The sequence below is a fragment of the Pseudoalteromonas sp. NFXS53 genome (genome assembly GCF_056629255.1).
Genome location: NZ_JBWVBR010000023.1, coordinates 25,377 through 40,702 on the forward strand (window position 1 = coordinate 25,377; position 15,326 = coordinate 40,702).

Below are 15,326 nucleotides of genomic sequence, written 5' to 3' on the forward strand. Positions count from 1 at the left end.
GGAATGGAAAATATGCGAATCGCTCCTTTATCTCTCTTGATATCTGCTACATTACTGGCAGCCAATGTATTTGCACAAGATACCGCGACCGTCACAGCAATCGAAGCTGAATTGTCAGTCAAGCAAAACGAATTAGAAAATTATACTCAGATTTTAGATAAGCATCTCAGTGAAGAAACACGTTTAGTGTCACAATTAGATTTGCTAAGAAAGCGTTCTACCGAGCTAGATAAAGAAAAAAACCAAGCGCTCGATGCAATGAACGAATTATATCGCAGGCTTATTGATGATCCTTCTTTAAACATTTCAGCCGCTCAAACGCGATATCAAGAAGCGGTTGCTTTACACAAACAGAATAAAGAAGATATCACCATGCAATTGGCGGCGATTGCATCACATCGACAAGATATCAAACAGATTCGCATTACCAAACATACCTTAGTTAACACTCTTGAAAGCTTAAAAGATCAATTAAGCACAGCCCGAGTCGAGCGCTTAAGAAACGAATTTAGCCGTGAAGGCACGCTAGAAATCGAACATACCATTAACTGTAAGCGAACAGAAACGCTAGCGGCATGTGAGCAACGTGGTCAGCAGATGGGTCTGCAAAAGTCGACGCAACGTTTTATTGACCAGCTATTTGCAAACTTGACTGAGCAGCGTTTAGTTGAGCCAAAACGCAACCTTGCTGGTGCACAAGTGAAGGTAGTGAGCAGTCATGTCACTGCAAGCTCTTTCAGTGGTCAAGGTAATTACAGCGTAAACTTGAGTGTAACGATGCGAGGCGATGTGAATGCTAGTCGCTTATGTGGCTTACTGAGCGTCGATAACCGCTTCTGTTCAGAATATGGCACGCCATTATCTGGTGGTATTGGATATCAAAATAGTTACCCAACAACGTTTTCTGACACCCAGTTTAATTACGCAGAAGATAACGCTGTGACGCAACCGCGCACGGTTATGCCTGTGGTAGAGCGAGCGCCAACACCGGTTGCATCAGCACCAGTTCAGAAACAAACAGATAAGCTGGTTGAGCTAACATTGCGCTCTAACGTATACGACGATGAAGTATTCATTAATGGTGTGAGCTACGGCTCAACAAAACTGAATTTACAAATTCCGGTTGGCATGCATGAAATTGAAGTGCGTAAGTTGGGGTATGAACCTTATAAAACACGTGTGAACATTCGCCGTGCACAAACAATCCATGCGCAGCTTGTAAAAAAGCCTAGAGCGGCAAAGGTAGCTCAACCTTTGTCGTCGAACCCAAAAGTCGAGACTAAAAAGGTAGAGCAACCTGCAGTAAGCCTAGTTTCAGAGTCGCCAGTTACATCTCAGGCAGTGAGTTTGGTTAATCAGTCAGTGAACAACCAAATCAGTATTATTCCTGCGGGCTCATTTAAAATGGGTGACCTAACGGGTAATGGTTTGGCGAATGAAAGACCCGTTGTTGAGAAGGTACTGAGCAACTCATACGCGATGCAAAGCAAAGAAGTGACGGTTTCTGAATTTCGACGCTTTGTACAAAGCACTGGGTTTACAACCGATGCTGAAAAAGCAAAAGGCTGTGCTTACTACCGAAACGGCGAACCAGTATGGGAGCTAGATTATAACTGGCAAAACCCAGGTTATGAGCAAAGTGAGAACTTTCCAGTTGTTTGTGTGTCTTATGAAGACGCAAAAGCCTACGCAAACTGGTTATCTGGTGAAGAAGGCAAACAGTATCGTTTACCTAATGAGGTTGAGTGGGAGTACGCAGCGCGTGCAGGCACAACGTCAGAATACCCTTGGGGTAATGAGATTGGTAAAAACCTAGCAAACTGTGGCTGGTGTGGCAGTGAATGGTCAAATAAGAGTGCAGCCCCTGTTGGTGAGTTTGCACCTAATAACTATGGCCTATATGACACGGTAGGTAACGTCTGGGAGTGGACACAAAAACGTGCCTCTCAGAATGATGTTACTGTACGCGGTGGTGCTTGGAACTTTGCACCAAGTCTTGCGCGTGTATCGACACGTTTGGCGTTAGCCCCCGATTTCAGAGCAAATTATATCGGCTTTCGTTTAGTACGAGAGCGCTAAAAATTATTAGTGGCAGTCTAGTTGGCTGCCACTGTGTTTAAAAGAATTCTTTAAGGTTATTCAACCTCATGTTTAAAAAATTACGCGGATTATTCTCTAACGACCTATCAATCGATTTAGGTACGGCAAACACCCTTATTTATGTTAAAGAAGAAGGTATTGTATTAAACGAACCTTCAGTAGTTGCTATTCGTCAAGAACGAGCTGGTGGGCCCAAAAGTGTGGCGTCAGTGGGTACTGCGGCAAAGCAAATGCTCGGTCGTACACCTGGTAACATTAAAGCAATTCGCCCAATGAAAGATGGGGTGATTGCAGACTTCTATGTGACTGAAAAAATGCTACAGCACTTCATCAAGCAAGTGCACAATAATAATTTTATGCGCCCAAGCCCACGTGTACTTATTTGTGTACCTTGTGGTGCAACGCAAGTTGAAAAGCGTGCTATTCGCGAATCAGCAATGGGCGCTGGTGCACGCGAGGTTTACCTAATCGAAGAGCCTATGGCCGCTGCGATTGGTGCTGGCTTACCTGTATCTGAAGCAACGGGTTCTATGGTTGTTGATATTGGTGGTGGTACAACCGAAGTTGCGATTATCTCGTTAAACGGTGTGGTTTATTCGTCATCTGTGCGTATCGGTGGTGATAAGTTTGACGAAGCGATTATCAACTATGTGCGTCGTAACTTTGGTAGCTTAATCGGTGAAGCAACGGCAGAGACTATCAAGCATGAAATTGGTTCGGCATTTAAGAGCGAAGAGCCTATTGAAATTGAAGTTCGCGGCCGTAACCTAGCGGAAGGTGTACCACGTTCATTTACTCTAAACTCACACGAAATTTTAGAGGCACTTCAAGAGCCGTTAATGGGTATCGTAAGTGCGGTAATGGTTGCATTAGAACAATCTCCACCAGAACTTGCTTCTGATATCTCAGCACACGGTATGGTGTTAACTGGTGGTGGTGCACTACTTAAAGACCTAGATAGACTACTGATGGAAGAAACAGGTATTCCAGTTGTGGTTGCTGACGACCCACTAACGTGTGTTGCTCGTGGTGGTGGTAAAGCACTTGAAATGATTGATATGCATGGTGGTGATGTATTTAGTTACGACTAATGAACTTATTATTTGGCCGTACGATATCACTACAATTTAGGCTGACCGTCGCGGTCATTTTAAGTATTTTACTGATACTTGGTGATCGCTATACGAGCGGCGGTACTGTGCTGCGTACCAGCTTGCATACACTGGTAAGCCCACTGCTGTACTTTGCTAATGTGCCTTATGAGGTGCTGAGCCTTGGTGCGCGCAGCTTACAAACTCGAGATCAACTACTTGACGAAAACCAAGCGCTCAGAGAAAAGCAGTTACTTCAGAGTGAGCAGCTGCAACAACTACAATTCCTACAAAAAGAAAATCAAGAGCTCAGAGCGTTATTAAATGCTTCTTCGCGTGAGAAAAGCTCGCGTCTTATTGGCCAAGTACTCTCTGTGCATTCAAATCGATATAGTCATCAAGTGGTGATAAACCGAGGCACTATCGATGGGTTGCAAGTGGGGCAAGCGGTTATTGATGAGCTTGGTATTGTAGGTCAAGTGACGCATACCGGCACCACAACTTCTCGCGTCTTACTCGTGACAGACACCACACACGCAACGCCAGTGCGAATTTTAAGAAATGATGTGCGCACGGTCGTTGAGGGTATGGGTAAATTAAATCAGTTAACCCTGTCACATGTACCCCATAGTTTAGATGTTAGAATCGGTGACGTGTTGGTGACTTCAGGGTTGGGAGGTACTTTTCCTGAGGGCTATCCAGTTGCTGTTGTAACCTCCATTGATCGTGATGAAAGTGTGCCTTTTGCGAAAGTGTATGCGGAGCCGATTGCACAATTAGACCGAGTCCGCTTATTGGTGGTATTGGGCAAACAAAGCTTGGAAAATCGTAATGATTAAGCGTCATTATTTATTGATTTGTTTTTCACTTTTTTTAGCATTAGTCATGGCACTGATGCCGTTACCCTTGTCTACAGATATCTTTCGACCTGACTGGGTACTGTTAGTACTCATGTATTGGTCATTGGCTTTACCCCACCGAGTTAACATTGGCTGGGCGTGGGTGACAGGGCTTATTATTGATTTAGCAACCGGCTCGCCGCTGGGGGTTAACTCATTGTGTTACTCGATATGTATTTATATTACCGTGAGTAATTTTCAAAAAATTCGTAACTTTTCGATTTGGCAGCAAGCAGTATTAGTTGGTTTGTTCTTAGCCTTATATCATTTGCTACAATTTTGGTTGAATCACTTCTTACTCGATATTTATTTTAATCCTGAGTATTTATGGCCCGCCCTTACGGGGATGTTCTGTTGGCCGTGGATCTTTTTACTACTGCGTAAATATCGAAGACAATTTAGGATCAGATAATGACCACGCTTTACCTCGCTTCAGCTTCAGCAAGACGAAAACAACTGCTTGCGCAATTAGGCTATGAGTTTACTCAATTTTCAGTCGACGCAGATGAATCGCAACTCGTTGGAGAAACGCCATTACAATTAGTTGAACGTTTGGCCCGTCTTAAGGCTCAAACAGGTGTGGCTATGGGGTATGACGATAAACCAGTTCTAGGCAGTGATACTGTGGTTGTGGTGGATAATTTAGCACTGGGTAAACCTGTTGATGAAGCAGATTTCACCGCTATGATGCAGCGTTTATCGGGGCGAACTCATCAAGTCCTAACCGCTATTGCTGTTGCCGATAAACACAAGGTATTGAGTCAAGTTGTGGCGACAGATGTAACGTTCAAAGCGCTAACAGGTGAAGAAATTAGCGCGTATTGGCAATCGGGCGAGCCGCAAGACAAAGCCGGCGGTTATGGTATCCAAGGTCTTGGAGGTCGTTTTGTTACCCAGATGTCGGGTAGCTATTTTGCCGTAGTCGGCTTACCTTTATATGAGACAGATGAATTAATAAAAGCATTTATAGCGGGGGCGCATGAGTAGTGAATTATTAATTAATGTGACACCTAGTGAGAGTCGTGTTGCATTAATCGAAAATGGCGTGCTGCAAGAAATACAAGTTGAGCGAGTGGGCAACCTAGGTATTGTAGGCAATATTTACTTGGGTAAAGTCAGCCGAGTGCTACCGGGTATGCAGGCCGCCTTTGTAGATATAGGCCTAGAAAAAGCCGCGTTTTTACATGCCTCAGATATCGTCAATAGTGCATCGATTGACGAAGGCGTAGACGACCAACCAGTCAAGAAAGTTCAAGATATTCGTGAGTTGGTTAAGCAAGGCCAATACATCATGGTACAAGTGGTCAAAGATCCATTAGGCACCAAAGGGGCACGTTTAACCACAGACATTACCATTCCTTCGCGTTATTTGGTGTTTATGCCAGATGCCACGCATGTTGGCGTAAGTCAGCGCATTGAAACTGAAGAAGAACGCAGTCGTCTTAAAAAGATTGTGGCGCAATACAATGATGAAAATGGTGGCTTCATCGTTCGTACTGCTGCTGAAGGCGCGACTGAGGCTGAACTGCAACATGATGCTGAGTTTTTGAAAAAACTATGGCAGAAAATCATTGGACGTCGTCGAAAAACCAGCAAAGCCGCTATTTTGCATGAAGATCTGACTCTGGCATTTAGAACATTACGTGATTATGTTGGTGAAGACATGGAACGTATCCGTGTGGATTCGAAGCTGACCTATCAAGAGCTTAAAACCTTCACCGAAGAGTTCGTACCGCTGTTGTCTAATGCCTTAGAGTACTATCCGGGTGAGCGACCAATTTTTGATTTATTTGATGTTGAGAGTGAAATTCAAAAAGCGCTTCATCGAAAAGTGGAATTAAAATCAGGCGGTTATCTGATCATAGATCAAACCGAAGCGATGACGACGGTTGACGTAAACACCGGTGCGTTTGTTGGCCATCGCAATTTAGAAGAAACCATTTTTAATACCAATGTTGAGGCTACATCTGCAATTGCGCGTCAGCTAAGACTACGTAACCTAGGTGGTATTATTATCATCGACTTCATCGATATGGTCTCAGATGAGCACAAGCGTCGAGTATTACATTCTCTAGAAACAGCACTTGCTAAAGACAGAGCAAAAGCGAATATTAATGGTTTATCAGCTTTGGGCTTAGTAGAGATGACGCGCAAGCGAACGCGCGAGAGTTTAGAGCACATCTTATGTGATGTATGCCCATCATGTTCAGGCCGCGGCTCATTGAAAACTGTTGAGACAGTCTGCTATGAGATCTTACGGGAAATAGTGCGAGTAAATCGCGCTTATGATGCTGATAAGTTCATGGTTTATGCGTCGGCAGCGGTGAGTGAAGCGTTAATTAATGACGAGTATCACAACCTTGCAGAGCTTGAGCTGTTTATTGGTAAACAAGTTAGTATTCAAACAGAGAACTTGTATAGCCAAGAGCAGTTTGACGTTGTCATGATGTAAGGCGATTAAACACCCATGCAAGTCAAAGCGGTTTGTTTTTTTTGTTTGCGAAAAGTGTGGCAACTGATTGCTGTCACACTGGTTTTGCTTGCCGTTTTGGTTTCTGTTTTTCGCTATAGCCTGCCTTACGCGAATGACTATAAACATGACCTAGAAGTACTTATCAATGAGCAGTTTAATGTCGACTTACGTATCGGCTCAATCACTGCGAGTTGGGAGGGCGTAGGTCCTGCCTTGGTGCTTGAAGACGTCACCTTTGACGATAACAACAATTCACCAATTCGACTTCGTATCGATAACACCAGCCTACAAATTAACGTCATTGAGTCATTACGCTTTTTGCAATTCAGATCTGACTATTTTGTTTTAGAAGGCTTTGCTGCAGATGTCGATTTAAATGCACTAGATATCTCAACTCAACAAAGCGACACTGAGTTTGAACAACAGGCATTAATAGAAAGCTTATTTCTGGGGGAATCAGGGCACTTTGCAATCAAAAATAGTAGCCTCAACCTCACGATGCGCAATGGCAAAGAGCATACCTTACTTCTTGAGGATGTGATTTGGCAAAACAATGTGTTGGCACACCGAGGCACAGGTGTGGTTGGGATCCCCGGGCTCACCGAAGGGCAATTAAGTGCTGATTTACTCTTAACGGGTAAGACATTGGCTGAATTAGCTGGAGAGGTTTACTTTCAAGCTTCCCAAGTAGATCTGCAAGATTGGCTATCGCCTTATTTAGACGAAAATAAAAAAGACCTACACACCGATATCAACGGTCAAATGTGGATGTCATTGGCACATGGTAAGGTTAAAAACATTCAGTTGAATATGCAGCCGAGCCATATTCATTGGCAACAAGATAATCAAGCACAGCAACTTAGCTTAATGCAGGCAAAAAGCTTGATGTTGCCAAGCAAATCAGGTTGGTCGTTACAAAGTTCAGAGATTAACTTTACCCGTAATAATCTTGCTTACACTGATATTTCGATAGTTGCTGAATTGGCTGAGCGCCGATCCGTATGGTTTAAGGGATTGGATTTACCACTTATTTCAGAGTTTATTCAATTAACCAATTTACCAAATACAGACTTAATTGCTGAGTTAGCGCCAGAGGGAGCACTACAAGGCAAGTTAGAATTTGAAACCAATACTGCACCAAAAGTGTGGCTCTACTCTGACAAACTAAAATGGCAGTATGCCCGAGGTATCCCAGCCACTGAGCCGCTGCGATTAGAAGTGAAAGCGATAGGTGAGCAGGCAGTCATAGAGCTTTATTCGCAACAAGGGCAATTACATACTGCGGATATGTTTGCCAAACCGATTGCTTATGAGCAGTTAGCTGGGCGTTTTGATATAGATAAGTTTAATGGTCATTGGCGTGTTACCAGTGACTCTATCTGGTTAGATAATCAAGATTTAACCCTCGCAGCAGAAATGCAGTTGCGGTTACTTGAACAGCCTGAGCTTGATTTATACGTTGAAGTGAAAGGTGGCAACGGGCAAATCGCGAAGAACTATTTTCCACAGACGTTAATGGCTGAGTCACTCATCAACTACTTAAATGATGCGATTAAAGCGGGTCAGCATCTGGGTTCTCAAGTGTTGCTTTCTGGCAAGTTAGCAGATTTTCCACATATAGATAAAACAGGTAGATTCGAAGTTCTATCAGAACTCAGCCAGACAGAGTTTGCCTTTGCACCCGAGTGGCCGGCAGTCAAAAACGCGGCTGCAACACTGCATTTTGTCAACGAGCGCATGGACATTTATGTTGATGAGGGCAAGCTGATCAATCAGTCTATTGACGGTGGTGTGCAAGTGAGTCTGGCAAATTTAGAACAGGCAAATAGCCTCACAGTCGATATCAAACAAACAACGCAAGCACAAAGCTTAGGTGCATTTTTTGCCAAAACGCCTTTAAAAGACCCCTTAACAAACGTCTTTGATGTTGTACAAGCACAAGGCTCGGTGACGGGAGATGTGTTACTTGATATTGACCTAAAAAGTCTCGCTGTAAACGCCACAGGTCGAGTGCTATTGGATGATAACTCAGTCTATTTGGCTCAACCGGGCATGCAGTTAAATCAGGTAAGGGGGACATTAACATTTGATGATGAGGTTATAGATTTAAAGTCGGCGACCGCTTCTTGGTTAGAGATGCCTCTGACCTTGTCTGTACATGGCGCATCACAGGCACAAGTTTACAAGGTTGAAATAGATACGTTACTTAAAGCGAGTACGGACAAGCTATTACCTTATGGGCATGGGATCATGGACGGTTACCTAGCAGGAACAACCGACTTAAACACGCAAGTTACATTAGACTTTGCACCACAAGGGTTTACATATAACGCTAACTTCACATCGGACTTAATCGGCTTAGAAAGTTCTCTACCATTGCCTTACAGCAAAAAAGCTGAAACCAGTTGGCCTTTATCTGGTCAAGTACGTGGCGACGACATTTCAAACCTTATCACGGCGAGTATTCAAGAAAAGCTATTCTTTAATGCCATTTTAGAAAATGAAACCGGTCGTTTTAGCAATACCCATATCATTGCAGCACGACAAGACCGAGGCTTAGCGCAACAAGATTTTCAGGTGTCTATTGAGCTACCAGAAATAGCATTGGTACCGTGGATAGATTTTATTGATCGATTAATTCAGATCAGCGCTCAGCCTTCAGACAACCCTAGTATGTTGCCAAAGCTCCACGAAATTACCGCGCAAATTGATGCGTTAACAATTTCAGGCTTACCGTTTAACGATTTTGAAATGCGTTTAGAGCCAGTTGCAACAGGCACACAAATCCGTCTCAATGCTAAAGAGTTACGTGCGACAGTCGCGGTTCCAGAAGGTGGTTCAAGTCGACCTATCCAGATAGACAGTGATTATTTACGTTTAAATGTGCCTGAAGCAGAACCTGATGCAATTCCGTCAAAACCTGACAGTGCTGAGTCGTTACAATGGCTCACCCGTATGCCTGCTATTGAGATGTTGTGTGCTGATTGTAAAGTGAAAACCTACCAACTAGATAAAGTGTCATTGTCTATGTTTGGTGATGGGGAAAAGTTTAATATTTCAGAGTTAGTGGTTGATAAGCAAGATCATGTATTTAGAGGTCAAGGTAGTTGGCAAGACGGCATGACTGAGATCAGCGGCATCATGAATAGTCGCGATATTGGTGAGCTGCTTTCAGAGTTCGACTTAACCTCGTCAATTAAAGATTCAAAAGCCAATATGCACTATCAGCTGAGTTGGCAAGGCGCGCCTTATAAAGTCCATGTGCCTAGCCTAGCGGGAGACATTCAATGGGAGTTAGGCGAAGGTCATTTATCTGAGATCAGTGACAAAGGCGCACGTGTGTTCTCATTACTGAGTTTAGACTCGCTAGTACGTAAACTAAAACTCGATTTTCGTGATGTCTTCTCAAAAGGCTTCTTCTACAACAGTATGGAAGGCAGCATGCAAATCGCAGAAGGGATCGCGTACACCAAAGACACAAAAATGGACGGGGTTCCCGCTGATTTGACCATTCAAGGCTTTGCCAATTTAGACACTCAAGAAATTAACTATGATTTGGCGGTTGCGCCTCAGGTGACGTCGAGTTTGCCTGTGATTGTGGGGTGGATGGTGAATCCAGTAACGGGTATTGCCGCTTTGGCACTCGACCAAGTATTACACTCGGCAAGGGTTATTTCTGAAATTAAGTTTAAAGTCACAGGTACCATGCAAGAGCCTGTGGTGACGGAGATCGACAGAAAGAGTCGCGAAATCGAGATCCCTAAGCCTGCGCAAAGTGAACCCCCAGCACCGAGTGAGCAACCTGCTTCGCAGCCAGTTGTTGAAGGTGAGGCCGTAAGTCAGCCTTCTTCGAGTGCCAGCCCGGTTATGGTTGAGAAGTTAGAGACAAGTCAAACCCCATTAAAAACACAACAAAACGTACAAAGCAAAAACAAAGATAAAGCGAATGAAGGAGGAAATTAATGCATCCTCAAGCCTTTATTGTGCAGATGTGCTCAACCATGAGCGCAGAGCAAAACTTCAACTACCTGCAACAGCAACTTACCCAAGCAAATTTAAAACAACCGACTTTAGTCTGTTTGCCAGAAACTTGGTTATGTTTTAACAAAGACGGCGCAATAACGCTTGAACAGAGCAAAAGCAACCACCTTTGGGTTGAGAAGTTAGCGCAGTTGTGTCGTCAATTTAATATTTGGCTCGCGGCAGGCACCATTGCATTACCCTCTGAAAATACTGGTAAATACTATGCTGCCAGCCTACTCTTTAATGAGCAGGGTGAGGTTGTTGCGCAATATAACAAGATCCATTTATTTGATGCGCAAGTACAAGATGGCAGTGGTGGCTATCAAGAGTCCAAGTTTACCCAAGCGGGCCATGATGTGGTGGTAGTTGATTCGCCCTTTGGCAGAATTGCTTTAAGTGTATGTTATGATGTGCGTTTTGCAGGCCTTTATCAGAAGATGATGGCACTGGGTGCAGATATCATTTTAGTCCCCAGCGCATTTACCACAGTCACTGGCGAAGCGCATTGGTTGCCTTTACTACAAGCCCGAGCTATAGAAACACAATGCTATGTACTGGCGGCAGCACAAGTCGGGCAGCATGACAATGGCAGAGCGACTTACGGGCACAGTGTCGCTATCTCACCTTGGGGTGAGGTGTTAGCGAATGCCAAAACTGAGCTGACAAACATAGAGTGTCAGCTAGATTTATCAGAACTCCAACAAGTTCGTGCCAGTTTACCTGTGCACCAACATAACCGATTTAAGAGCACGTTTTATGAATAATGTTGAGCAGAACTTATTAACGGATAGCCAGCTTACCAGAGAGCAACTTGAGCAAACTCTAAGCTATATTCACCAACATCAAGTTGATTACGCAGATTTATACTTTCAATCAAGTTATAACGAGACTTGGGTGCTAGAAGACGGCCTAGTAAAAGAAGGCAGTTATAACATCGAGCGTGGTGTCGGTGTACGTGCGGTATCAGGTGAGAAAACGGGTTTTTCATATTCAGATGCCATCAATATTGAAGCATTAAATAAAGCGGCAATGGCGGCGCGTAGTATTGCGCAAGCGGGTGAAAGCAAAACAGTACAAGTATTTAGTGATGTCTCAGCAAAGCAGCAATTTGCACCATTACAGCCAATCACCAGCATGAGTGATAATGATAAGGTTGCACTATTAAAAGAGATTGAAAACTACATTCGTGAGCTTGCGCCGGATGCACAGCAGGTTGTCAGCTCGATGTCTGCTGTTTATGAAGAAGTGTTAGTGGCAGCCAGTGACGGTACTTTTGCAACCGATATTCGTCCGCTGATCCGCCTCAATTGCTCTGTATTACTTGAGAAGAATGGCCGCCGTGAACGTGGCGGTGCAGGTGGCGGTGCACGTCTAGATTATGGCTACTTTAAAGAGCTAGTTGACGGCAAGCCTCGCTGGATGGAATACGCCAAAGAAGCGGTTCGTATGGCAAAGGTAAACCTGGAGGCGATTGACGCACCAGCAGGTGCTATGCCGGTTGTATTGGGTGCTGGTTGGCCGGGCGTACTGTTGCATGAAGCGGTAGGTCATGGTTTAGAAGGCGACTTTAACCGTAAAGGCGCATCGGCATTTAGCGGTAAAGTGGGCGAGCAAGTTGCTTCTAGCTTATGTACAGTAGTCGATGATGGCACTATGGCCGACCGTCGTGGCTCCTTAAACATAGATGATGAAGGCACGCCAGCGGGTTATAACGTGCTTATTGAGAATGGTATTCTGAAAGGCTATATGCAAGATAAGATGAATGCGCGGCTGATGGGTGTGGCTCCAACCGGTAATGGTCGTCGCGAGTCTTACGCGCACTTACCTATGCCACGTATGACCAATACCTATATGTTACCGGGTGAGCACAGCCAAGAAGAGATCATCAGTACCGTGAAAAAAGGTGTATTTGCGTCAAACTTTGGTGGTGGTCAAGTCGATATTACTTCGGGCAAGTTTGTATTCTCAGCCTCTGAAGCCTACTTAATCGAAGATGGTAAAATCACGCAACCAATTAAAGGTGCAACCTTAATCGGCAATGGACCAGATGTAATGCATAAGATCTCTATGGTCGGTAACGACTTAGAGCTAGATCGAGGTGTCGGCGTATGTGGTAAAGATGGTCAAAGTGTGCCGGTTGGTGTGGGCCAACCAAGCTTGAAAATCGACGAAATCACAGTCGGTGGTACAGCTTAAGCAATAGTTTAGTTTCGAATTAAAGACATAAAAAAACCGATATCATTGATATCGGTTTTTTTGTAAAAGCAGTGTCTTATTGAAGACCTAGCTTTTTCTCTAGGTAATGAATGTTTGTGCCACCATTTTGGAAATGCTCATCCGCTAGGATGTCTTTATGTAATGGTGTGTTGGTTTTAATACCATCGATCACTAATTCATTTAATGCATTACGTGCGCGTGCAATCGCAACATCACGGTTCTCACCATAAGTGATAAGTTTACCGATCATTGAGTCGTAATGTGGTGGTACGCTGTAGTCAGCATAAATGTGACTGTCCCAACGAATACCTAAACCGCCTGCAGGATGGAAACGTGTGATTTTACCCGGTGAAGGAATAAAGCTCACAGGATCTTCTGCGTTAATACGACACTCAATTGCATGACCTTTTATCACAACGTCATCTTGTGTAATTGACAGAGGTTGACCCGCAGCGATTTTCAACTGCTCTTTGATTAGGTCAACACCAGTAACCATTTCAGTTACAGGGTGCTCTACCTGAATACGTGTATTCATTTCGATGAAGTAGAATTCGCCATTTTCGTATAGGAATTCGAACGTTCCCGCACCGCGATAACCGATTTCGATACATGCACGTGTACAACGGTCACCGATGAACTTACGCATTTCAGCTGTGATACCTGGCGCTGGTGCTTCTTCAACGACTTTCTGGTGACGACGCTGCATTGAACAGTCACGCTCACCTAAGTGAATTGCATTACCTTGACCATCAGCTAACACTTGAACTTCGATGTGACGAGGGTTTTCAAGGAATTTCTCCATGTAAACCATGCCATTACCAAAGAACTGCTTTGCTTCTTGTTGAGTTAATGCGATTGAATCAATTAACTCTTGTTCAGAGCGAACAACACGCATACCACGACCACCGCCGCCGCCTGCTGCTTTGATGATTACCGGGTAACCAATACGCTTAGCGATTTGAACATTACGCTCGTTGTCTTCAGTCAGTGGACCGTCAGAACCTGGTACACAAGGTACACCCGCTTTACGCATCGCTTCGATGGCTGACACTTTGTCACCCATTAGACGAATTGTGTCGCCTTTAGGACCGATAAATACGAAGCCGCTTTGTTCAACTTGATCTGCAAAATCAGCATTTTCAGATAAGAAACCGTAGCCCGGGTGAATTGCAACTGCGTCAGTTACTTCAGCCGCAGCAATAATACGAGGAATATCTAAGTAACTCTCAGACGCTGCTGGTTTACCGATACAAATCGTTTCGTCTGCAAGTAGCACGTGCTTTAAGTCACGGTCAGCTGTTGAGTGTACAGCAACCGTTTTAATACCTAGCTCTTTACAGGCACGCAATACACGAAGTGCAATTTCACCTCGGTTCGCAATGACTACTTTGTCTAACATAGCATTTGCCTTCTATTGCGTGATTATTCGATGATGAATAGTGGTTGGTCGAACTCGATTGGCTCACCGTTTTCAACTAGGATAGCTTTAACTACACCTGCTTTGTCAGCTTCGATTTGGTTCATCATCTTCATCGCTTCAACGATACATAGTGTGTCGCCAACGTTTACAGACTGACCAACTTCAACGTATTTAGGTGCTTCAGGAGAAGCTGCTGCGTAGAAAGTACCAACCATCGGAGAAAGTACTTTATGGCCTGCAGGCTCTGCCGCTGCTGCCGGAGCCGCTTCAGCTGCTGGCGCAGGTGCCGCCGCAGGCGCTGCTACAGGTGCAGGTGCTGCAGCATAATGCTGTGGTTGTGCTGCGATAACTGGAGCGCTGCTGTGACGGTTAATACGTACCGACTCTTCACCTTCAGTGATCTCTAGCTCTGCAATACCTGATTCTTCTACTAATTCGATAAGTTTTTTAATTTTGCGAATGTCCATAATGGCCCGCCTGTTAGTTAATTTGCGTTATTTTTGTTGTGCAGTAGATGATGAGCGGCATTTAATGCTGCCTCATAACCTAGTGCGCCTAATCCACATATCACCCCTTCAGCCACGTCAGAAAAATAAGACTTATGACGAAAAGGTTCACGTGCATATACGTTAGTAATATGCACTTCAAAAAACGGTATGCTGACACTTAACAGCGCATCGCGTAGAGCGATACTGGTATGCGTAAAAGCGGCAGGATTAATGATAATGGCATCGATAGCTTGCCATGCATCATGAATTGTATTTATTAGCTCTGCTTCACTGTTACTTTGTACATGTGTCAGCGTGATATTCAGTTGCTCAGCCTGCTTTTCAAGGTTGTTCACAATGTCAGACAAAGTCTGTGAGCCATATTTCTCCGGCTCTCTACGGCCTAACATATTCAAGTTTGGGCCATTGAGTACTAAAATCTTAAATTTTGCAGACATAATTCGCGAAATTCCTTAAAAGCTATAACAAACTAAAAATTCACTCTATTCAGTTCGTTAAACTAAGCCGTTCGATTGAAAATAGCAACTTTTTCTCACGTTCGCAGACTATTATAGAGAGTTCGTGTTAAATAGCAGCAAAATACTGGTCTAATCA

12 protein-coding genes are annotated in these 15,326 nt (G+C 44.1%); 9 read left to right on the forward strand and 3 right to left on the reverse strand.

The genetic code is table 11. The annotated features are described in order from the left end of the window. Window positions 1-12: 12 nt before the first annotated feature. From AC1HJP_RS19075 to tldD, 9 genes are all read left to right on the forward strand, one after another. Window positions 13-2,079, forward strand: a complete 2,067-nt coding sequence (locus AC1HJP_RS19075; protein ID WP_480363147.1) for an SUMF1/EgtB/PvdO family nonheme iron enzyme — start codon at window positions 13-15, stop codon at window positions 2,077-2,079. A gap of 68 nt (window positions 2,080-2,147) precedes the next feature. Beyond that, window positions 2,148-3,191 (forward strand): rod shape-determining protein, encoded by a 1,044-nt coding sequence (locus tag AC1HJP_RS19080; protein ID WP_058028534.1) that lies wholly within the window; start codon window positions 2,148-2,150, stop codon window positions 3,189-3,191. Then, complete coding sequence (gene mreC / locus AC1HJP_RS19085) at window positions 3,191-4,030, forward strand: rod shape-determining protein MreC (RefSeq protein ID WP_138481648.1); 840 nt, start codon at window positions 3,191-3,193, stop codon at window positions 4,028-4,030. The genes AC1HJP_RS19080 and mreC overlap by 1 nt, the downstream gene beginning before the upstream one ends. Further along, window positions 4,023-4,502, forward strand: a complete 480-nt coding sequence (gene mreD / locus AC1HJP_RS19090; protein ID WP_138481646.1) for a rod shape-determining protein MreD — start codon at window positions 4,023-4,025, stop codon at window positions 4,500-4,502. Before mreC ends, mreD begins: the two co-directional genes overlap by 8 nt. Then, on the forward strand, window positions 4,499-5,077 hold the full coding sequence (locus AC1HJP_RS19095; protein WP_480363165.1) for a Maf family protein: 579 nt from the start codon (window positions 4,499-4,501) through the stop codon (window positions 5,075-5,077). The genes mreD and AC1HJP_RS19095 overlap by 4 nt, the downstream gene beginning before the upstream one ends. After that, window positions 5,070-6,542 carry a ribonuclease G gene (rng, locus tag AC1HJP_RS19100; protein WP_480363148.1) on the forward strand — a complete coding sequence of 491 codons (1,473 nt, stop codon included), beginning with the start codon at window positions 5,070-5,072 and terminating at the stop codon, window positions 6,540-6,542. Before AC1HJP_RS19095 ends, rng begins: the two co-directional genes overlap by 8 nt. A 15-nt stretch (window positions 6,543-6,557) precedes the next feature. After that, window positions 6,558-10,526, forward strand: coding sequence for a YhdP family protein (locus AC1HJP_RS19105; RefSeq protein ID WP_480363149.1), 3,969 nt, complete (start codon window positions 6,558-6,560; stop codon window positions 10,524-10,526). After that, a complete protein-coding gene (locus AC1HJP_RS19110; protein ID WP_480363150.1) occupies window positions 10,526-11,350 on the forward strand; it encodes a carbon-nitrogen hydrolase family protein in 825 nt (274 codons plus the stop codon). Before AC1HJP_RS19105 ends, AC1HJP_RS19110 begins: the two co-directional genes overlap by 1 nt. After that, window positions 11,343-12,782, forward strand: coding sequence for a metalloprotease TldD (gene tldD, locus AC1HJP_RS19115; protein ID WP_475158380.1), 1,440 nt, complete (start codon window positions 11,343-11,345; stop codon window positions 12,780-12,782). Before AC1HJP_RS19110 ends, tldD begins: the two co-directional genes overlap by 8 nt. Window positions 12,783-12,858: 76 nt before the next feature. Here tldD and accC read toward each other — a convergent pair whose 3' ends face one another. From accC to aroQ, 3 genes are read right to left on the reverse strand one after another with little or no spacing between them, the layout of a single operon-like run. Next, window positions 12,859-14,202: an acetyl-CoA carboxylase biotin carboxylase subunit gene (accC, locus tag AC1HJP_RS19120; protein WP_138481634.1), complete on the reverse strand. Its 1,344-nt coding sequence runs from the start codon at window positions 14,200-14,202 to the stop codon at window positions 12,859-12,861. A 23-nt stretch (window positions 14,203-14,225) separates the two neighbouring features. Further along, a complete protein-coding gene (accB, locus tag AC1HJP_RS19125; protein WP_421965190.1) occupies window positions 14,226-14,690 on the reverse strand; it encodes an acetyl-CoA carboxylase biotin carboxyl carrier protein in 465 nt (154 codons plus the stop codon). Between the two features lie 17 nt (window positions 14,691-14,707). After that, window positions 14,708-15,169 (reverse strand): type II 3-dehydroquinate dehydratase, encoded by a 462-nt coding sequence (aroQ, locus tag AC1HJP_RS19130; protein WP_475158384.1) that lies wholly within the window; start codon window positions 15,167-15,169, stop codon window positions 14,708-14,710. Between the last annotated feature and the right edge of the window lie 157 nt (window positions 15,170-15,326).

What these genes read in the sequence shown, in the direction of transcription:
- accB (WP_421965190.1), bottom strand. Translation starts at nt 14,690, where the DNA reads ATGGACATTCGCAAAATTAAAAAACTTATCGAATTAGTAGAAGAATCA.
- AC1HJP_RS19075 (WP_480363147.1), top strand. Translation starts at nt 13, where the DNA reads ATGCGAATCGCTCCTTTATCTCTCTTGATATCTGCTACATTACTGGCA.
- aroQ (WP_475158384.1), bottom strand. Translation starts at nt 15,169, where the DNA reads ATGTCTGCAAAATTTAAGATTTTAGTACTCAATGGCCCAAACTTGAAT.
- AC1HJP_RS19110 (WP_480363150.1), top strand. Translation starts at nt 10,526, where the DNA reads ATGCATCCTCAAGCCTTTATTGTGCAGATGTGCTCAACCATGAGCGCA.
- tldD (WP_475158380.1), top strand. Translation starts at nt 11,343, where the DNA reads ATGAATAATGTTGAGCAGAACTTATTAACGGATAGCCAGCTTACCAGA.
- mreC (WP_138481648.1), top strand. Translation starts at nt 3,191, where the DNA reads ATGAACTTATTATTTGGCCGTACGATATCACTACAATTTAGGCTGACC.
- accC (WP_138481634.1), bottom strand. Translation starts at nt 14,202, where the DNA reads ATGTTAGACAAAGTAGTCATTGCGAACCGAGGTGAAATTGCACTTCGT.
- mreD (WP_138481646.1), top strand. Translation starts at nt 4,023, where the DNA reads ATGATTAAGCGTCATTATTTATTGATTTGTTTTTCACTTTTTTTAGCA.
- rng (WP_480363148.1), top strand. Translation starts at nt 5,070, where the DNA reads ATGAGTAGTGAATTATTAATTAATGTGACACCTAGTGAGAGTCGTGTT.
- AC1HJP_RS19105 (WP_480363149.1), top strand. Translation starts at nt 6,558, where the DNA reads ATGCAAGTCAAAGCGGTTTGTTTTTTTTGTTTGCGAAAAGTGTGGCAA.
- AC1HJP_RS19080 (WP_058028534.1), top strand. Translation starts at nt 2,148, where the DNA reads ATGTTTAAAAAATTACGCGGATTATTCTCTAACGACCTATCAATCGAT.